Here is a 19,189-nt window from a genome sequence, read left to right as displayed (position 1 = left end):
ATGACAGGTCGCGACCTGTCATTACGATGGCGGAGGGGATGGGTGACAGGTCGCGACCTGTCATTACGATGGCGGAGGGGATGGGTGACAGGTCGCGACCTGTCACTACGATGATGACCGTTTCAAAAATCTGATCAATCCGTCCATATATGTTTTTTGATCATCGTACATACACATATGGCTCCCGTTCGCACAAAACAAAAAGGAACCGTTTTGCACTTCCTTCGACATCCATTTCATATGTTCAGGATCCATGGTATCATATTTAGCTCCTATAACCAAGGTAGGCACTGAAATGTTCTTCAAAAGATTTTTTACATCCCATTTTTCCAGTTTACCGGAGATTCCAAATTCACTGGGTCCTTGCATAGTAACATACAACGACTGATTCATCTTCGAAAAAGAACGGTTTACCGGCTCCGGCCATTGCGACAGGGGAAAGCGGAGAATATGTGCAGTATAAAAATGCTCGTACAACAACTCCATGTATCGCGGGTTAGCAAAATCCTTCTTCGCTTCCAAATTTCGTATTTCCGCCAGAACATCGGGATTCATCTGTTTGGCGAGGACATCAGCAGCATATTTTCCATACTCCGGACCACTGCTCATCATATTCGAAATAATTAATCCTTTCAAATTTTGCTGATACTTTAGTGCATATTCCATTGCAAGAATACCACCCCAGGAATGACCAAGTAAAAAGAAATTATCCTTTGAAAGATTTAATGCTATTCGAACTTGTTCTACTTCCTCCACATAACGGGGTAAATCCCACAGCGAAGTATCATTAGGATTGTCAGAATTACCACAACCCAACTGATCATAATAGATAAACTCGATATTGTTAGCAGGCAAAAACTTTCCATGCACTCGAAATACTCGTGAGTAGCTCCGGGGCCACCATTTAAAAGGAGAAGTTTGATAGTGGGGTGATTGCCTATTCTCCTGGTCCAGATATTATATTTTCCTTTTGGTGTTTCAATAGAAACCATTCGAACGCCTCCTGTCTGCACACCGGTATCGGGATTCAAAAAATAAATATTGTCCTCCTTCTGTACTGTTGTTGCGGGCTCTGTGCATGAAACAATTCCCATCAATACAATTGACAGGGTAAAATTAATGACCTGATAAATTTTCATATACGTTTCTAATTTTGACTAACGAATTATGGGAAGTTCAAAAATAATAAATGAAACGAATCCCTCCTACGAAAAGCAGGCTTCCCTTACAAAAATACTCATCAAATAAAAATTGGTTATTTTAAAGTAACGCTTTTGAAAAAAGCTGTTATCGCTCCATGATTAACATCACGGTTTCAAGATTAATAGCTTTTCCAATACTCTCCATCTTCATCTTCATTTCCAGCTCCACCTTTTCATTGATAGAATGTTGAAAGACCTTAGCAGCTTCCGGTTCGCCCAGTGTTTTGGAAAATGAGCAAAGGGAGTCGTATCCTGCAAGTTGAAAATTGAGCACCTTTCTGGCGGCAGCAATGATGGCTGCATCTCTCACCATACCTTGTTCGGTTCGGGAAACAATTTCTTCCGCATCCAGAATCAATCCTTCCATCGCTTCACATCGGACGGCTACCGCCTTTTCACCAATCAAAATAAAGGCATATTCGATCCGGGTAAGATGCTCTTTCGACATATGGAGGTGAAGTGTTAATGCTTCAATCAACTCACCGGCCGTAGCATTTTTAATCATTTTAGGCAGCGCTTTTATGAGTGCTTTCTCCGCACAAAACATGTCCTTCAATTCATCCAATAATAAATCGTGCAACCCTTGTGCGGCATCCGATTTGGCGTGTAGCGCTAATTGTGCTGCCTGTTGCTGAACGCTGTACAACGAAGAAATTCTGGTTGCTTTGCTTTTCATAAGTTCCATTACCTGCATGGTTGTTAGTATCAGGGCTAATTAATTGTTCTGTAGTTTTAAAGTTTAAGGATCGGATTATACGGGTGACCCGTTATAAATTTTATAAGTTAAACTTAACTTTCACTCTTGCCTCTATAAATGGAGAGAAAGGGATATAAATCAAATTTCGTTGATGCATGAATTTTTAGTTCAGCCCAGATACTTTAATGATTTACATCCCCTGTTTCCCCGCCAATGTTGTCATGATGTTATGCAATTATTTATACGCTCTGTCTTTATTAGAGCATAGCCTAACTCATTTTACATACATCAATTCATCCGATTTCTTCAAAGTAGTCAACTTACCGGCACTATCAATATGCTGGCCTTCCGTGATCTTTGACTTTGATCCAGCCTTACTGATCATAGAGCCATCTATCATGACTTTTGTTCCATTACTCATCGTCATGGTATGATTCATCATCTCCACTTTTCCGTCATGAATCATCATCAACTTACCATCTTTCATAAAAACACCATCCCTTGAGGCAGTATTTAATTGATTATTTTTCCGCGTTGAATCCGGATAGTTTTCCATTCGCTCCTGTGACTTGTTAAACTCATCATTAGCACTTTTTACACTATCCGCATGGATAATGATGTCCGAAGGACTCGTTGTTCGTCTTGAGGAATCTGTTTGAGCTTGTACAAACAGGGAACTCATAACGGCAATTAATATCAATACTGTCTTTTTCATACGATTTTGTTTTTAAATTAAACTCTATTTATAATTATCTTCTACTTTCTAATTTATTCAACCCTCTCCACTACTATGCATCTACAACATATAACGTGGATAGTTCAAGTTTGGTGCTTATACGATAATCAACATACTATCCTGCACAAAGATGGGAGGCTTGTGGAGCCGAAACATTACATGACTATTATAAAAAGTTACAACTTTCACTCATTTGAATAGTTATCTACAGCGTTTCAATTTTAAAATGTTCTATTCTTGCAAATTCACCGGTACATTCCTTATGTCCCTCAAAATTTTCCTGAAATAATTTACTTCATCCGGACGCAGATCCACATTAGGAATAATTATAGCTGATAGACTATTATGATAGATCAGAAACCACCCGGGTTTTTCCACGATCTTAAACATTTTTTGCCATGTAACTTCCATGTAAAAAGATTTACCTTGAATCCTGATTTCTTCCGGCAATATTTCTATTTCTAAATCCTCGCATATATGGTTACCGGAATAATACACCCTTCGAATAGTAGTGTAAATGACTATAGGTTGCACTATAACCATTAAAGCCAAAGTGATATATTGATAAATAGTTGGTTCCGGCAGGCTGAATATTTTTAAAAAATAGAAAAATATCCAAAGCAAGAGAAGAGCGGCCACTCCTGCAAGAAACCTCATTATAGGTCGTTGGTAAGTTAAACCGAAGAGTAAATTTACGTATTCTCTGAAAGTAACTTTGGATTTAACCTTCATAGTATAACGTCCTCTTTATAGGTTGCGGTTTTTACTGCAATATAATCCCATTATAAGAATTATAGAAAAATGGTAAGTAGATCAGACACTTCACCTTCCAATGTTGGAGCTAGGACGCTATTCCCACCTATTGAAAATAATTTGACAAAACCAAACCCTGATCCTTTCCGGGTTCAACCTCCTCATGGTCTAAGGGAAGAATCATTTCCATTTCTGCCTTATATCTCATCTCCCTGACTTTTTTAGCCAGCGCTTCAATAGTCATTATTGTCTTTTCCATAATTCAGTTTATTCCCATTAATAGTAAGTATAGTTTCTATCAGGAAAAAAAGACTCTACTATTTATAATTCAAATAATTCTTATCGAGATTGGCTATTCGTGTCAGTCCCGAAATCAAATCGGGTATAGCGTCAATATTTATAGGAAAGAATTCATCCTCCATATTCCACCTTACGGGACGAATGCTATCATCCTTTGATTTGAGATAAATACTCAATGTATCGGGTTTTGTATTATCATCACCGATAGTATTTATTAAATAGTATTCCTCATTAACGAGTTCCAATGTATTCTTATCATCGTTCTCACCATGAGTCGTTTTTTGATCGTGGTATTCATTCTGCTCGTTTAACATCTTTCTCGTTGATTATGGTTAACTTTTATGCTGCAAAGGTTAGAAGTAGCCCATTCAAAAACATTACATAACTTCTGAAAGATTTATATAATTCACATACTTTAGAAAATAACTGTTGAAGAAGAGTACTTATTAATAACAGTGCAAATTTTGATATCAAATAGGGCCAGATAAACCGGTTAATCCTCATAACCACTTTTTATGACCGTGGAAATCATTTTAAAGGGCTCATGGGCAATAAAACAATGACGTGCATGTGCAGGGATAATGATTCCTGCCCCTGTGTGAAGTTCATGAGGATCCCCATTAATCAGAAAAGCCGCGGTGCCGTCAATAATTTGAATATAAATATCAAAGGGAGAAATGCGTTCCGCTGATTCCTCTCCCTGATCAAAAGCGAGAAGCGTTATATTGCCTGTGGTTCTCGATACAATTGTTCTACTCACCACGGAGTGGGGTACATACTCAATGATCTCGGCAACGATATGAGCTATAGATTTTTCTACCAACTCATCTATGACCTTCACACTAGTATGCATGGTCCCTTTTCTACTTATATTGTAATTGCGATCAAATGATTTGGCTTCTTTCACTTTATGATTGATTAAATTCATACCCTTCAAAGATGGATAACTTAATTCCCAAAATGATTACACAACTAGTAGAAAAAGTTACATCATTCACGGATAATCACCATAAATAATCAGTATTTGGTGATAAAGTTGAAGAATTTAAAAAAACATCAAAAAACTATATTCATCCCAATAACGAGATAAATAATCTCATTTTAAGGATAAAGTACTTAGTACAAGTCTTACACTAAAAATTCTATTCTACTTTCATCAAAAAGTTTTCCTTACTAAATGGAGGTTCCTGATAAATATAGGTCACCTGCACCGCCCTTTCCAATAATTTCTTTAATGATCCAAAATCATTGGGTTTATGAATATACACATTAGCCCCGTTCAGGAAGGTTTCTTCCATGTCATCATCTGCTCCCGAGGTGGAAAAGATAGCGATTGAAATGTCATTGTACTTATCGTTGGCCCTAATCTCCTTCAAACATTCCATCCCATCCTTTCGGGGCATGTTCAGGTCAAGAAAGAGAAGCTGGGGTAATGGCTGGTTCTCCACAGCCAGAGCTTCCATAAGGTCTACCCCATCATTGACAGAATGCACAACCGTTTTAATTTTTAATTCACTAATGGCTTCCTTAAAGAGAAGGCGGTCAGCTTCATCATCATCAGCTAACAGAATACGGAGGGGTTCGTTGCTCATCATTTTACCGGTATATAAATATCAAATGTTGATCCTTTATTGATTTCACCTCTGGCGAAAATAACACCATTGTGATTTTCTACAATCTTTTTTACGATAGCGAGACCAATGCCTGTCCCCGCGTACTCGTCCTTACTATGAAGCTTCTGAAACACTTCAAATATCTTTTCCCTGAATTCATTTTTAAAGCCTATACCATTATCTGTAATACTGATATGACTATAATTGCCTTGTGATAATGAATGCAATTCTACCACTTCACCGGAGTGTACCTTCTGGCATTTTATTACGATATGTTGAGGTACATTCTTCTTTTGAAAATTTCAAAGCGTTAGTTAAAAGGTTATGTAAAACCTGACGGAATAAAAAAGGAATAATATACACTTCGCAGTTTTCATTTACTTCTATTACAGCCTTGTGCTCTTCTATTTGCTCCTGCAGATCAGCAACTACTTCATCCACTAGTTTACTCAACTGTGTATTTTTAAATTTACGATCAGTGGAATTGATACGGGAAAAGGTGAGTAAATCTAAAATAAGCGCTTGCATCCGCTCAGCTGAAGTCTGCAAATAACGAAAATAATTCTTCCCGCTGTCGGTCAAATTCTTATTCTCTGTTTCAAGTATTCTGTCGGCGAAAGTTTGAATTTTACGTAATGGCTCTTGCAAATCATGACTTGATACAAAAGTAAACGCCTGCAATTCATTATTCATTTTCTCCAGCTCTATGTTTTTTTCGGCCAGCACACTATTTGCTAACCTCAATTCCATTGTTCGCTCCTTTACTGCCTTCTCAAGAGCTCTATTACTCTTTTTACTTTCCTGAATATCTTTCTTTAATACCTCCTTATCTTTTTCCTGTAACATCACCAAATCTGTAATATCATTAATTGACAATAAAATCAATTCTTCACCAATACTTTTTTGAAATACTTTATTTGCATTGAGTTGCAATACTTTTTCACCGATCACAGGAAACACATGTCTGACTTCAAAATCATAAAAGAAGTTATTTTTTGGAACAATATCTTCCATCAGTTCTCTCAGGCGCGGAATATTCCATTGCCCGTTTCCTAAATCATACAACAGTATACCCTCTGTTTCCTCTTCCTTCACGCCGAATGCCTTATAAAAAGATTTGTTAGCAGTTTTTACCCGCAGGTTCCTGTCCATAACAATCATCGGCTCGTGCAAGGTGGAAATGATGGCCTTAGAATATTCATAAGACTCATTCAAAAGATCATTACGTGTTTGCAGCTCCTGATTGGATGTAGTCAGTTCTTCATTGGTAGATTCAATCTCTTCCTTAGAGGTTTCAAGTTCTTCATTTACTGTTTGCAATTCTTCGTTGCTGGAAACAATTTCTTCATTTGCACTTTGCAATTCCTCAATAAAAGCCTCCTGCTCCTGTGAAAAGGCCAGGGCATCAGCGTGTGCTATAGTAAGTTCTTCTTCCAATTTCTTTATTCTTTTATCCTTTAACAAAGCACTTCTTTTACTTGAATTTCCGGATATACTCACAGCAGCGACTTGTTCCTGCTCCGAAAAAATGATCAATAACAAGGGCTCTTCCCAGGTAATTTTGAGGGGAACCACTTCAAAACTCACTACCCTTGTTTTATCCTTTACATTATGATTGGTTTTAATCACTTTTGCAATGGCATGACGAAGAGCGAAATTAATCCCCAATCGTGCCATCTTCAGAATACTAAAAGTAGCTTTTCCCGGCGCATGTGTAAGGTATAAATCTGTTGAACCACGAAATTGAAGTATTTCCATTTGATGATTAATCACCACACTGGCAGGCATAAAATCAGCAACCAGCACTTCATCTATTGCTTTATCCAAATCATGATTGGAAACCTGTATTCCTTTTTTGGAAGCACCCTTCACCCCTATGGTCCCATTTGAACCCGGTTCTTCCTTCAACAGCGCCGTTGCCGGGTTTCCTGAAATAAAAGGTAGTGAATATTCACCAACACTATTTTTACGTAAGAACACTTTAAACTTCGAATTGTAGGGCGCAAATAATTGGGTGGACGATGTAATGGCTTCTGATTTTCCAAGCATCAAATATCCCTTTTCCTTCAAGGCATAATGGAAAGTGGTTGTAGCTCTCCTCTGAGCAGGAGTATCTAGATAAATAAATAAATTACGGCAACTGATAAAATCAAGTCGCGAAAAAGGAGGATCCTGTAAGATATTATGTTGAGCAAATACGCAAATATCGCGCACCATCTTAGCAATACGAAAGCCACCCTCACTTCGCGTAAAGAAACGTTGAATACGTTTTGGAGTAACTGTTTCCAATTCCTCTTTGGAATAGGATCCAATACGGGCCTTTTTAATAGCTGCATTACTCAGGTCGGTTGCAAAAATCTGAATTTTGGTTTGAGAATTAAGCGTATCGGATATTTCCAACAACATCATGGCAATAGAATAGGCCTCTTCTCCGGTAGAGCAGGCAGGTACCCAAATGCGTAAGGCTTCACCCGCTTTCTTCTCTTTAAGCAGTTTAGTCAATAAAGAAGTTTTTAAATATTTATGCACTTCAGTATCTCTAAAAAATGAGGTTACATTGATCAACAAATCCTGGTGCAATATGTCCAATTCCTCTGAATGTTCATTTAAATACAAAGCATAGTTCTTCAGTGTCTTCATTTTATGCATCAGCATACGGCGCAGGATACGTCGCTTAATCGTCTTCATTTTATAGGCACTAAAGTCTACAGTTGTTGTTTGCTGTAAATGGACAAGAATACTCTTCAGATCCGCATCGTTATTATCGATACTGTCTTCCGGTCTTTGAATCCATCCGGTCTTCACGGAACTGGCGTGAGTACTCAGCCGGGTCAATTCCTTTGCAATTTCCTTTGGAGATAAAATAAAATCAACCACTCCTGCAGCAATGGCTGAAAGCGGCATACTTTTAAATTTTGCAGAGTCATCCTGAGCAAATGTTATACCTCCTTCCTGCTTGATGGACTTCATTCCAATAGTGCCATCATTTGCACTACCGCTTAAAATGACGCCTATAGTATTTGCTTTATGCGTTTCTGCCAGTGATGAAAATAAAATATTAATGGGCAGATTAATTCGTGGGCTATCCGGACGAGGTGATAATTTAATATGGCCATTGGTGACATTGATTTCCTTATCCGGAGGAATAATATATAAATTATCGGGCTCCATTTCAACTTTATTCACCACTTCCTGCACTTTCATTGCCGTTACCTTCGCCAGCAATGAGGTTAGCATACTTTTATGGTCCGGGCTCAGATGTTGCACATAGATGAAAGCCATTCCGGTTTTAGAAGATAGATTCCTAAGGAGTTCAGTTACTGCTTCGAGTCCACCGGCAGAGGCCCCTATCGCAACAACAGGAAAAACAGAGCCGTTGCTCTCATTTTTTGCAGGAGTTTTTCTTTTAGTACTCGTTGATTTAGCTTTCATTATTTACCCTGCACATTTTAACAATTACTGTTACTCAGCTATTTTTAATACTGATCACTTTAAAATCCCATAGTTTTAAAAAGTGAAAATTTTTTTCCATTCCGGTCTGCATTTCTTCTGTTTTAATATTTCAGTAAAACTCATAAAGAAATGGAACGATCCATTTCATCTTAAACCGCCTCGCTAAATCAATGCCTTTTCGCATTGAATAGGCTTGATTTTGCATTCATCATAAGTTAGTATAAAAATAAGGATAATTTTGAAGTTTTCACTGCCGAAGCTAAATACTTCTTCCGTTTTTCTAATGTACTTACCGATATCTTGAAAAGATAAGCATTATTTTTCGAAATTAGCAGGTCATTTGCAAATAATATACACCAGATGTTAAATTTATCTGTTTTTCTGAAAATAATGGAAGGTGCAATCGATCCGTGATGTCTGAAAAGTAATAATACGTTCAGACGATGATATTTCAGAAGCATGAACCCGGGACAACTTACTTCCGCCCAATGTCTTTTAAATAGCAAAAAACAGGCCCTTCTTCAAATGATATGAAGAAGAACCCGTTATCAACCTATACAAAGAAATCTGTTCTTCCGCTCACTCACATTATAATTATTAATTACACTGTCCGAGCAAAAGCCAGATAATAACGAAAACCACTATGGTGCCCAAGCAACCACCCCCTAACTTCGTAGCTCCGTATCCTGCAATGAGTCCTTTAAATATGTTGTTCATTGAAAGTTTATGATTCTAAATGTATTTATACTTTTTCTGAAAAAACCAATTCCAAGTGCTCTTTTTAAATAAAAAAAGCAGAACGCTGGACTCACTCCGGCGCTCTGTTTACCATACAGAAATTACTTCGTATAACCCGTAAACTTTCTGTCAGCTTCTTCCATCGTAGTTTTTCCTTTTTCCACGATTTTATTAACACCATTTGCAGCGGACTCTACATGATTGGTCATCCCCTGAACATAACCGTTGAACTTATCAACCAATTCATCTTTCAGATCTGTTGTCTTTGATGCAATTTTCTTTCGTGTATTTGAACCTTTATCGGGTGCAAATAATATAGCGATTGTTGCTCCTGCAGCAGCGCCGGCCAATATGCCTAATACTATTTTTCCTGTGCTCATGTGTTTATAGTTTTAATTATTTTGTTAAATATTGAAGTACAAAGGTCGAAACATCTCCTAATTATGCATTACACAATTCAAAAAATTACTTATACAATTCACACATAATTTCGAAGGGCAAATGGATTTGAAAGTTGCATTAAAATGGTCTTAAGTGTTCAACTTAGCGGGTACCTTTTCAGCATATGCGGCCGGCACTATTTTACCTTCTTTCCACAATGCATAAGCATAAGTAAATTCTGCTCCATAAAAAACGATCATAGATGAATAGGAAACCCATAGCAAAATTAAGATGACCGATCCTGCAGCGCCATAACCGGAACCGGGATCTGCACTGCTGAAATATATACCTAATGTAAACTTACCCAGCTCGAATAACAATGCCGTAACAATGGACCCTATTCCTACATGACTCCATTTTATCTTGGCATCGGGAATTATTTTGAACATGAGCGCAAACAATCCGGCCAGAATACACAAGGATAAAACGGCATTAACAAATTGTAAAATAGTGAGCACGGTTTCTGAAAAATTACTCACCACCCAGCTGCTCAATGCGGCGATGGTGGCCGATATGACAAGGGAAACAATCAAAATAAAAGCTACAGAAATGATGAGTCCGAAAGAAAAAACCCGCTCCTTCACTAAACGTAGAAAACCGGCCTTCGTGACATCGTGCTTCACTCCCCAAATGCTGTTCAGGGATTTCTGAAACTCTACAAATACACCGGTGGCACCTATTAAAATCGTAAGGATTCCGATGATTGTTGCAAACATCGAATTTCTGGATTTGAATCCGTTGGCAATTATATCCTCCACCTGGTGCGCCGTATCCGCACCCAACGTGGATGTGATTTGCGATGCAATTCTTCCACTCACTGCATCTTGTCCAAAAAAATATCCGGCAATCGTTAATATAACCATCAACAATCCCGGCAATGAAAAAATTGCATAATAGGCGATAACGGCACTTTCTTTAAAAGGATCTTTCGCCCACCATTCCTTCAATGCGAGTTTAAACAGGTTAAGTATATTTTTAATTTTCACTTTTAACGTACTTCTAATTCATGCTTTTTTCAACTCCTTAAATAAATTCATGATTTGATTTTATCTTCTTCAATCCTCGTCAATCGAATAAACTACTGCCTATCCAATGAAAATGAGTTTTGAAAATTTCCCCTGACTTTAAGTGGCAAGTAAAAAAGTGGTGATCCATGCAATCAATCGCAAATACTTAAAATGCTACTGTATCCTCGATACCGTCAGGATCAACTTCCTTATCTGTTTTTTTGCCGGAGATTCCGGGGTCAGTGTCAAGGAGAGGTTCTCGTATAGCCCTTTCAGCAATTCGCTCATCTATCTCCTTTTTATTGATCTCCGCATCGCCCTCCTCCGGGTCCTGATCCTTTTGATTAGGATCTGACGGATGTGGTTTCTTTCTATTAAAATCTTCGTTTGTTTTCGGATCTGATTTATCTTCAACTTTTCGGTAGCTACTATCGCTATGATTTTTATACATTTTCCAGGTATGGTTTTAACAAAAGTATTGACCTGCAAAAATGACAAGTAAAAACGGAGTTCTTCTTACATAATTTTGGAAAAATGTTACAACATTCATAGCTTCTTAGCATGAATAAAAAAACATTTGCACCCTAATGTCCGTGATCTTCCCCGGTAAAGTTACAAACAATACTATACTAAGCAACCAATTTTATCAGATTGACAAACCTTAGAAAATGATTAAAAAACACAAAAGATGAATTACACTCTTCAAATCTCGTTGCTCATTCGTTGTACAGAGGCAATATAAATCAATGAAAATGTTTCATCTTTCATGTGTACAGCCAGTTCTGGTTTGAATTTCTCGGCTTCTTCGGTCAGGATAATCATTTTCTTATTGTTCTCTTCATTATTTCTATCCGTCTTCTGGATGCGAATCACTTCAATGAAGTCATCCATCCAAAGTCCGTAGCGATTCATAAAAGCCTGCTGCTCGGGATTTAATTTTTTTATGCTTTCAGGATCTATAGATTTTGCCAGACCTGATGTAGCCAATAGCACTGAGCCTGCTGTTAAACCTAAGTTCTGCAGGAAATTTCGTCTGGAGGTAGTTTCGTCAGTCATAGTCGTTGATGTTGTACTTTTCTTAGCATTCATTACAAATATAGCATTAATTTCAACCCAACCGGATTCTGTTTATCTGTTTACAATTAAACGTTGACGTATACTTCCATTCTCCCACCTCAGTTCCACCAGATAGAGACCATTCTCCAGGTTGCGGATGTCCGTGTATGGGCTTTCCGATGAAAAATGTTCTTCCTGTATTTGCTTACCATCCCTGCTATAAATATAAAGCACCGCGTTACTTATGAGTTTCTGATCCGATTGTAGGGTGAATCCATTCGATGTGGGATTAGGGTAAAGCGAGAATGTAGTTTGAGAAAGTTCGGGGAGATCTACCGAAAGCATCGTTTTTAAAATTGTACCACTTTCCCCGACAGCAAATCCGGTATTCCCTATGAAATGGACATAGAGTAATAAGTTTCCTGTTCCACTGGTTTGAGGAATCCAATTGCCACCACCATTTGTTGTTTGAAGAATTGTTCCATTGTCCCCAACGATAATTCCGTTTTGTGCATCGATGAAATAAACAGAGAAAAGCGTGTTAAAGGTTCCACTGATTTGTGAAGACCATGTCTGACCGCCATTGATGGTTTTCAAAATTTTTCCGGAAGCACCTACGGTATACCCGGTGTCTGTATCAATAAACTGTACAGAGCGAAGGAGGCTTGTTGTCCCGCTTGTTTGAGGAGACCATACATTACCACCATCTACCGTCTTGAGAATAGTACCTGTATTTCCTACGGCATACCCTGTATCCATGGCCGGGAAATGTACCCCCGACAACTGCTTGTAATTGCCATTGGTTTGTTGTGACCAGTTTTGCCCGCCATCCGTCGTTTTCAGAATAAGTTCTATACTCTGTGACCCTGACCCCCCCACCGCATAACCTGTATTGACATCAGTAAAAAACAAACAATTGAACTGGAGTGTGGTTCCGGATGAAAGCGTATCCCAGTTTTGCCCTCCATTCGTTGTCTTGATGATTGTGCCCAGATAACCCACCGCATAACCGGTATCCGGGGCAGGGAAATACACTTCGAAAAGATCGTTAGTAGTCCCGGAATTTTGAGAAATCCAATTCGCCCCACCGTTGGTAGTTTTTAGAATCACGCCACCGTTACCCGAACAATATCCTGTCATAGGATCTGTAAAAAATACGGATTGCAACATCGCTGAAGAACCACTTGCCTGGGGAATCCATTGCGCTTTGCCGGATATGGGAAGGAAGGAGAGGAGCAGAAAGAAATATGTACAATTCAACATTTTCAATGGATATAATTTTAAAGCGTGTAGTAGAATAGAATTCACAAATTTAAGCATTTTACCCGCCTATTTATTGCTTTCCAGACGGTAATGCTGCCCTATAAATGCAACTTCCTGCATGTAATCTGATTATAACACTTTTTTCTTGCGGGGTACTTTTAGATTCCCTAAATTTATTGCTGCAATTTAATCCTATCCTAAGCAATTAAATCACTCTTAATAAACATTCAAATACTATAGAATGAAGAACAAAATTACCACCACCATTTGCCTGTTGCTGCTTTCGGTAACTGCGCATTCGCAATCCTGGAATTTATCCGGTAATGCGGGTACCAATCCCACCACACAATTTATTGGAACTACCGATGCCAAGGCTTTGCGCTTTCGGACCAATAACAGTGTGCGGTTATCCATTACGAATTCGGGTAAACTCGGCTTTGGAACCGGCTCTGCCACACCTTCCGGTTGGTTTCACATCAAGGGGAAGAACAATGAATCACAATTGATCGTTGACGCTGCAGCAGGACAAACCAATGCCAATCCGTTGATTTTACTTCGCGGTAATGACGGCACGAACTATTTATCCATTCATAGTGATCATCCTACCAATAGTTTCTTTGGCTCGGGAGCGGGCCAATCCAATAATGCTTCCACACTTACTTCAGAGGGAAAATTTAACACCTTTATCGGTCGGGGAGCCGGCTTCAGTAATTCGTTTGGTGCGTATAATATAGCAGTAGGAGATCAGGCATTGCTTGCCAATGACAATGGTACCGGAAACACAGCTCTTGGTGCAGGAACATTAACTTCTAATGTAACCGGTAACGAAAATGTAGCGATTGGTTTTGCCGCATTAGGATCCAATCTTAATTCCGGTACTGTTGCTATAGGGGCCTATGCACTAAGTGCTAATACCACCAAATTAGGGAATGTAGCCATTGGATATAATGCGCTGCGAAACAATGGAACAGGTCAATCCGCTAGTTTTCATTCGCAATTAAATACCGCAATTGGTTATGAAGCCCAATATACCAATACACTGGGCGATGAAAACACATCGGTTGGCTATAGATCGCTTTATAGTAATACAACCGGCTTTTTTAATGTGGGCATGGGGCCCTATAGTCTTTATCATAATCAGACAGGCACAGATAATGTTGCTCTTGGAAGATACGCCGGATTTGGAGCTACCGGTATCAATTTCTCGTTATGCAATTTTCTTGGTTCCACCTCTTACCTTACCACATCAAGAACGAATGTTACTTTAATCGGATCGGCTATAGTAAATGCGCAGGCAACCGGTAACAATCAGTTGCTTCTTGGAAATACTTCACTTCAACAAATTCGCGCTCAGGTAACAGGGATAACGGCTTACTCCGATGCCCGATATAAGACCAATGTGAAAGAAGATGTGAAAGGGCTGGATTTCATTACGCGATTAAAACCGGTTTCATACAACGTCCGCCCTCTGGAACTTCATAAAATATGGGGCACACCGGACTCTCTGGTTAATCGCATCAACCATAGCGAAACGGAACAGGTACGCTACACCGGACTCATCGCTCAGGATGTGGAGAAAGCGATGAACGAGAGTGGCTATGCGTTCACGGGAATTGATATTCCGGCCAATGATAAAGAAACTTATGCTATCCGTTATACGGAGTTGATGATGCCTCTCATCAAAGCGGTGCAGGAGCAACAAAAGATGATTGAAGATTTAAAGAGCGAAAATAATGCGCTACAGCAGCGGCTCAGTACTCTGGAACATCAATCCGGACAAAAGAGTTTGAGCCCCGCACAGAACCAGGATAAATTTACCATTGCGCAGATTTATCCCAATCCTGCCTCCGATATGGCGGTAGTAGAGTTACAAGGTGAAAGAGCGTTTTCGCAGGCAGAAATTACGATTACTGATATGAAAGGAAAAATTCTTCTTTCTACACAAGTTATAAATATGAAATCCCATAAAATCGAAATTCCGATTGCGGGTCTGGCCGCGGGTATTTATACGCTCAGCTTAAAAGTAGATGGAATAGTGGCAGATACAAAGCAATTGGTGAAAGAATAGTTTTCATTTCAAAGCTATATAGATAATAATAAAAAGAGGTCGTCGCTATATAGTGACGACCTCCTGTTTTCGACACTTTTCTTTATGATATTTTTCAACACCATGGTTATGAAATAAATGTAATATTTATAGATGATTATTGGGTGTCTCAGCAACGAAAACAGGAAAGGATTTAAAATTGAAAGATTAAATTCAATTTACTGCGCTTTCCGAAAACTAATCTGCGACTCCGCGACTCCTTCCATTGAGCTCAGTAGCATTAGCGAAGTAGGCTGCGAGAAACTTTATATGTGGTTTTCTATTTGAAATAATCAGCTAATGGAAAAAATATTGTTGAAATTTTGGGTAAATAAAGATCTCGTCTTCAAAATTATTGTCAATTTTTACCACGGCACAAAGATCACTAAGGAATCACGGAGGACCTTTCATAAAAAAAGAAAAGATATAACTTATATACATTCTTTATCCCGAGGCTTCGGGACATCAATTCATTTGACTAAAGAATTTTATAAGCGGTGAGACATCTTTCCTGTTTTCGACACTTTTCTTGATGATTTATTTCAGCACTATGGTTATGGTACAAATGCCATATTTATATATGATTTTCGGGTGTCCCTTCGACGAGAACAGGAAAGAATAGTTTTCATTTCAAAGCTATATAGATAATAATAAAAAGAGGTCGTCGCTATACAGTGGCCACCTCCTTTTTCATTGCTCCTATTCCACTTTAACTTACAGAAACACCTATCAGCTTACCAATTCCAAAAGTGATGGCTGCAGCAGCCAATCCAAACAGGACTTGACGGAAACCGGAAAACCAAACATTTCTTCCCGTAAAGAGCGTAATGGCTGCACCAATCAGGAACAGGCCTACTGCACTGAGGGATACACTGAACAAAACGGCTTTCATTCCGTCAGTAAACATGAAAGGAAGCACAGGTATTACAGCGCCAATGGCAAATAAAATGAAAGAATAGACAGCAGCTTCCACGGCTGAGCCTTTCAACTCCTCTGCATTTATTCCCAGTTCTTCTTTTACTAAAATTTCATGCGCGAGACTCTTGTCACTCATGATATCTTTTGCCATTTGGTTCGCCTGTTCTTCAGGAATACCTTTTGCGATATAAATCAAAGCCAGTTCCTTCATTTCTCCTTCGGGATTCGTTTCCAGCTCTTCCATTTCTATCTGCATTTGATTTTCGTATAATTCCTGTGAACTCTTTACAGAAATCCACTCTCCGAGCGACATGGACAAAGAACCCGCAAGCAAACCGGCAAGGCCTGCTAGTAAAACGCCTTCTTGCGCCGCAGTGGCTCCGGCAATACCCATCACCAAACTAAAATTAGAAACCAGTCCATCATTGCCACCCAATACGGCAGCTCTGATCGCATTGCCTCCGACAGAACGATGCCTGCTCTCAAATTTTGATAGTTGAATGCCGGTTACCTTCTTCTCTTTCTCCAGAATCGACCGAAGTATTTTCACATGCGTCGTTTCAGTACCCGTTAAAGATTGATTGCTCTTTTGCTTCTGACTGATAATAGCAGTGGAAATACTTTTCTCGGTATCCATCAATGCCCCTAACACATAATCATACCCGAATATTTTTCCAATTGTATTCAACGTTTTCGCTCTCCATGAAGGAATCATCAGGTCCGTTAAACTCAGCTTCTCCTTTCGGGCAAATGCCTCCGCATGACTCCTTTCAATGGCACTCATTTGACGAAACACGTTGGCAATCGTTTCATCAGATTCCTTTTCGGCCAATTTCTGATAGAGATACGAAGCGTCGATTTCAGTTTGGATATTTTTGTTCTTCATCGGAATGAATATTTAATTTATAGCGCAATGATCCGGAGGCAACTTAAGAAGAATTAATTAAATGAGATCTAAAAACTATTTAACTAATAGCAACTGACTATCCACGATTCCCTCTACCCAATGCTTCACTTCCGGTTCTATCAATACATAGTCTCCGCTTAACAGGGTTTCCCGAACGCCTTTCTCGTTTTCGAAAACAGCATTCCCCGCTATGCAAATCAATAGTGCCGGAACTTTGGTCACATGCTCTTTGAGTTTTTCGTTGGCTAAAATTTGGATAGCTGTGGCATTACCCGTTTCACTTTTTAAAATAGAGACCGCTGAAACCGCCTTATCATTGGTGTGCATTTGTTTAATATTCATGTTAAATCTTTTTATTGGAATGTTCTGAAATTATTTCTAAAAATACTATATGTCCAGAAACCCCCTGATGATATTCGTCATACAGCTGCCCAATTGTCACATATACCTTTTTGTAAAATCAAGTAACAGATCATTGAAAATAATGTAGCTTTTACAATTTCCTATCGTAAAATCAATCTTTATAAAACGGCAAATTATTAAATAATACTATTTGAAATTGATTGACCGATACGTTTTCCTGTGATTGATTCATAAAACCAGCTTCCAGCTTAATATTTTTATTGATCACATAACCCAATGCCCCGTACAAGCGATTTCTGTCGAAGATGGGAGATTCCGCGTTCAAAAAGCCTTCATTATAGCCCGACAAATATAAAGTACCTGCTGACATGGTGTTGCGATTGAGAGGTATATTCACGGCAAGAAAATACCGGAAACGCATGCGAAAATCATCTTTAAAAATACGCTCTTCTACCCTGTAGCGGTGCTGAAGAAATACCCGACCAAATTGCTGACGGGTGATAAATTGCTGAAAGATTCTATGCTCGTCAATACCGGTTTTACTCTCTGTTCCGGGGATATAATTCTCGGTACGTATAAAACCATATCCCGCCAAAAGATTGTTATTGCTTTCACTAAGGTTATATCCAAGTCCGGTTCTTATTAGCAATTGCTGGAGATCCCCTTTGAAATCATAACTTCTGTATTGCACTTCATTGTGCCAGTTCCATTTTTTACTGAGCGACTGGTTTCCAAAATAAATGAGCCAGGTACCCGGCCCGGAGGGTTGTGCTGAAACGGAATATAGCATCGCATAAAATAAAATTACCGTCAAAGGAAGAATATTCAACAACTTGCTATTAAATTTCATAGATGTTTTAGTCTGCTAATTGTTGTATGAAGCTACAAATTTACGATCAATCACAATAAACAAACAAATTCTGAATAAGTTTAATCGCTCTTAATAGTTCCTGCTGATTGCCGGGCATTTAAACCATACTCACAATACTAATTTGATAGGCCGCAGATCTATTAAGATTATTAGGATTTGTTAGGATACATTGATTATCTATACCGTAAAGCAACTTAAGGGGGTTCTCGCAGAGTCGCGGAGTCGCAGAGGAGACGCAAAGACTTCTTCGCTAAAGCTTCGACGTCAGAAAAAACAATTCTATGCATATAGCAGATCAAATAATTTTTCTTTCGAACTAAAATATATTTAGGAGTCTGAAAATATCATACTCCATATCTCTTTTTCTCTGCGCCTCAGCGACTCCGCGCGACACCCATGAAATTTGATTCTCATAAAATATTTTAGCCTGCTATTTATTGTATGAAACCACAAATTTATGATCAGTCACAATAATAATTTGATGGGCCGCAGACTTGTCCTCCGTAGCTTACGCCGTCGCTTAAGCTTTGGCGCACACAGTTAGCGAAGGAGAGATTTGTTATGATTTATTAAAATACAGTTGAATCGAAATGATGAAAACTATTTTGAGTAAAGGTTTAATGATTACAGAAAAATCCTCTGTGAACCTCTGTGCCCCGTGTGCCTCTGTGCCTGCCGACCGAAGCTTACTCCGTCGCTAAAGCTTTGGCGCACACAGTTAGCGTAGGTGGGGTTAAAAATGAAATTTGATAGGAAAAATGTGATTTCGCTTTATCGGGTTGCAA

At 38.8% G+C, this 19,189-nt stretch carries 18 protein-coding genes and 1 pseudogene; 1 reads left to right on the top strand and 18 read right to left on the bottom strand.

Annotated features, from left to right (window positions below):
* Positions 1 to 105: 105 nt before the first annotated feature.
* The 15 genes and pseudogenes from IPJ86_14580 to IPJ86_14510 all read right to left on the bottom strand — a co-directional run bounded on the left by IPJ86_14580 (position 106) and on the right by IPJ86_14510 (position 13,259).
* Positions 106 to 1,139: pseudogene (locus IPJ86_14580) on the bottom strand (proline iminopeptidase-family hydrolase).
* Between the two features lie 148 nt (positions 1,140 to 1,287).
* Positions 1,288 to 1,878, bottom strand: a complete 591-nt coding sequence (locus IPJ86_14575) for a DUF892 family protein (GenBank protein MBK7888448.1) — start codon at positions 1,876 to 1,878, stop codon at positions 1,288 to 1,290.
* A gap of 295 nt (positions 1,879 to 2,173) precedes the next feature.
* Positions 2,174 to 2,614: a hypothetical protein gene (locus IPJ86_14570; protein MBK7888447.1), complete on the bottom strand. Its 441-nt coding sequence runs from the start codon at positions 2,612 to 2,614 to the stop codon at positions 2,174 to 2,176.
* Positions 2,615 to 2,866: 252 nt separating this feature from the next.
* A complete protein-coding gene (locus IPJ86_14565; protein ID MBK7888446.1) occupies positions 2,867 to 3,367 on the bottom strand; it encodes a YcxB family protein in 501 nt (166 codons plus the stop codon).
* A gap of 127 nt (positions 3,368 to 3,494) precedes the next feature.
* Positions 3,495 to 3,647, bottom strand: a complete 153-nt coding sequence (locus tag IPJ86_14560; protein ID MBK7888445.1) for a hypothetical protein — start codon at positions 3,645 to 3,647, stop codon at positions 3,495 to 3,497.
* A gap of 58 nt (positions 3,648 to 3,705) precedes the next feature.
* Positions 3,706 to 4,002, bottom strand: a complete 297-nt coding sequence (locus tag IPJ86_14555) for a hypothetical protein (GenBank protein ID MBK7888444.1) — start codon at positions 4,000 to 4,002, stop codon at positions 3,706 to 3,708.
* Between the two features lie 179 nt (positions 4,003 to 4,181).
* Entirely contained in the window at positions 4,182 to 4,541 is a 360-nt protein-coding gene (locus IPJ86_14550; GenBank protein MBK7888443.1) for a cupin domain-containing protein, read from the bottom strand.
* Between the two features lie 289 nt (positions 4,542 to 4,830).
* Complete coding sequence (locus tag IPJ86_14545; GenBank protein MBK7888442.1) at positions 4,831 to 5,280, bottom strand: response regulator; 450 nt, start codon at positions 5,278 to 5,280, stop codon at positions 4,831 to 4,833.
* Positions 5,280 to 5,537 (bottom strand): hypothetical protein, encoded by a 258-nt coding sequence (locus IPJ86_14540; GenBank protein MBK7888441.1) that lies wholly within the window; start codon positions 5,535 to 5,537, stop codon positions 5,280 to 5,282. Before IPJ86_14540 ends, IPJ86_14545 begins: the two co-directional genes overlap by 1 nt.
* 1 nt (position 5,538) lies before the next feature.
* Positions 5,539 to 8,733, bottom strand: coding sequence for a PAS domain S-box protein (locus tag IPJ86_14535; protein MBK7888440.1), 3,195 nt, complete (start codon positions 8,731 to 8,733; stop codon positions 5,539 to 5,541).
* An 860-nt stretch (positions 8,734 to 9,593) separates the two neighbouring features.
* A complete protein-coding gene (locus IPJ86_14530) occupies positions 9,594 to 9,872 on the bottom strand; it encodes a YtxH domain-containing protein (GenBank protein ID MBK7888439.1) in 279 nt (92 codons plus the stop codon).
* Positions 9,873 to 10,022: 150 nt separating this feature from the next.
* The gene (locus IPJ86_14525; GenBank protein MBK7888438.1) at positions 10,023 to 10,919 is read right to left on the bottom strand and encodes a YihY/virulence factor BrkB family protein; all 897 of its coding nucleotides are present in this window, start codon (positions 10,917 to 10,919) and stop codon (positions 10,023 to 10,025) included.
* 187 nt (positions 10,920 to 11,106) lie between these two features.
* Positions 11,107 to 11,391 carry a hypothetical protein gene (locus tag IPJ86_14520; GenBank protein ID MBK7888437.1) on the bottom strand — a complete coding sequence of 95 codons (285 nt, stop codon included), beginning with the start codon at positions 11,389 to 11,391 and terminating at the stop codon, positions 11,107 to 11,109.
* 251 nt (positions 11,392 to 11,642) lie between these two features.
* The gene (locus tag IPJ86_14515) at positions 11,643 to 12,029 is read right to left on the bottom strand and encodes a twin-arginine translocation signal domain-containing protein (GenBank protein ID MBK7888436.1); all 387 of its coding nucleotides are present in this window, start codon (positions 12,027 to 12,029) and stop codon (positions 11,643 to 11,645) included.
* A 39-nt stretch (positions 12,030 to 12,068) separates the two neighbouring features.
* Positions 12,069 to 13,259 carry a T9SS type A sorting domain-containing protein gene (locus tag IPJ86_14510; GenBank protein ID MBK7888435.1) on the bottom strand — a complete coding sequence of 397 codons (1,191 nt, stop codon included), beginning with the start codon at positions 13,257 to 13,259 and terminating at the stop codon, positions 12,069 to 12,071.
* A 241-nt stretch (positions 13,260 to 13,500) separates the two neighbouring features.
* Between IPJ86_14510 and IPJ86_14505 the strand changes: the two genes are divergently transcribed.
* Complete coding sequence (locus IPJ86_14505; GenBank protein MBK7888434.1) at positions 13,501 to 15,327, top strand: tail fiber domain-containing protein; 1,827 nt, start codon at positions 13,501 to 13,503, stop codon at positions 15,325 to 15,327.
* Positions 15,328 to 16,054: 727 nt separating this feature from the next.
* Here IPJ86_14505 and IPJ86_14500 read toward each other — a convergent pair.
* The 3 genes from IPJ86_14500 to IPJ86_14490 all read right to left on the bottom strand — a co-directional run bounded on the left by IPJ86_14500 (position 16,055) and on the right by IPJ86_14490 (position 18,383).
* Positions 16,055 to 17,149 carry a VIT1/CCC1 transporter family protein gene (locus IPJ86_14500; GenBank protein ID MBK7888433.1) on the bottom strand — a complete coding sequence of 365 codons (1,095 nt, stop codon included), beginning with the start codon at positions 17,147 to 17,149 and terminating at the stop codon, positions 16,055 to 16,057.
* A gap of 75 nt (positions 17,150 to 17,224) precedes the next feature.
* Positions 17,225 to 17,512 (bottom strand): hypothetical protein, encoded by a 288-nt coding sequence (locus IPJ86_14495; protein ID MBK7888432.1) that lies wholly within the window; start codon positions 17,510 to 17,512, stop codon positions 17,225 to 17,227.
* 172 nt (positions 17,513 to 17,684) lie between these two features.
* The gene (locus tag IPJ86_14490) at positions 17,685 to 18,383 is read right to left on the bottom strand and encodes a DUF2490 domain-containing protein (GenBank protein ID MBK7888431.1); all 699 of its coding nucleotides are present in this window, start codon (positions 18,381 to 18,383) and stop codon (positions 17,685 to 17,687) included.
* Between the last annotated feature and the right edge of the window lie 806 nt (positions 18,384 to 19,189).

It is taken from the genome of Bacteroidota bacterium, from assembly GCA_016713925.1.
Lineage (GTDB): Bacteria > Bacteroidota > Bacteroidia > AKYH767-A > OLB10 > JAJTFW01.
The sequence above is the reverse complement of the archived record's forward strand: the minus strand, read 5'-3'. Positions and strand labels throughout refer to the sequence as shown.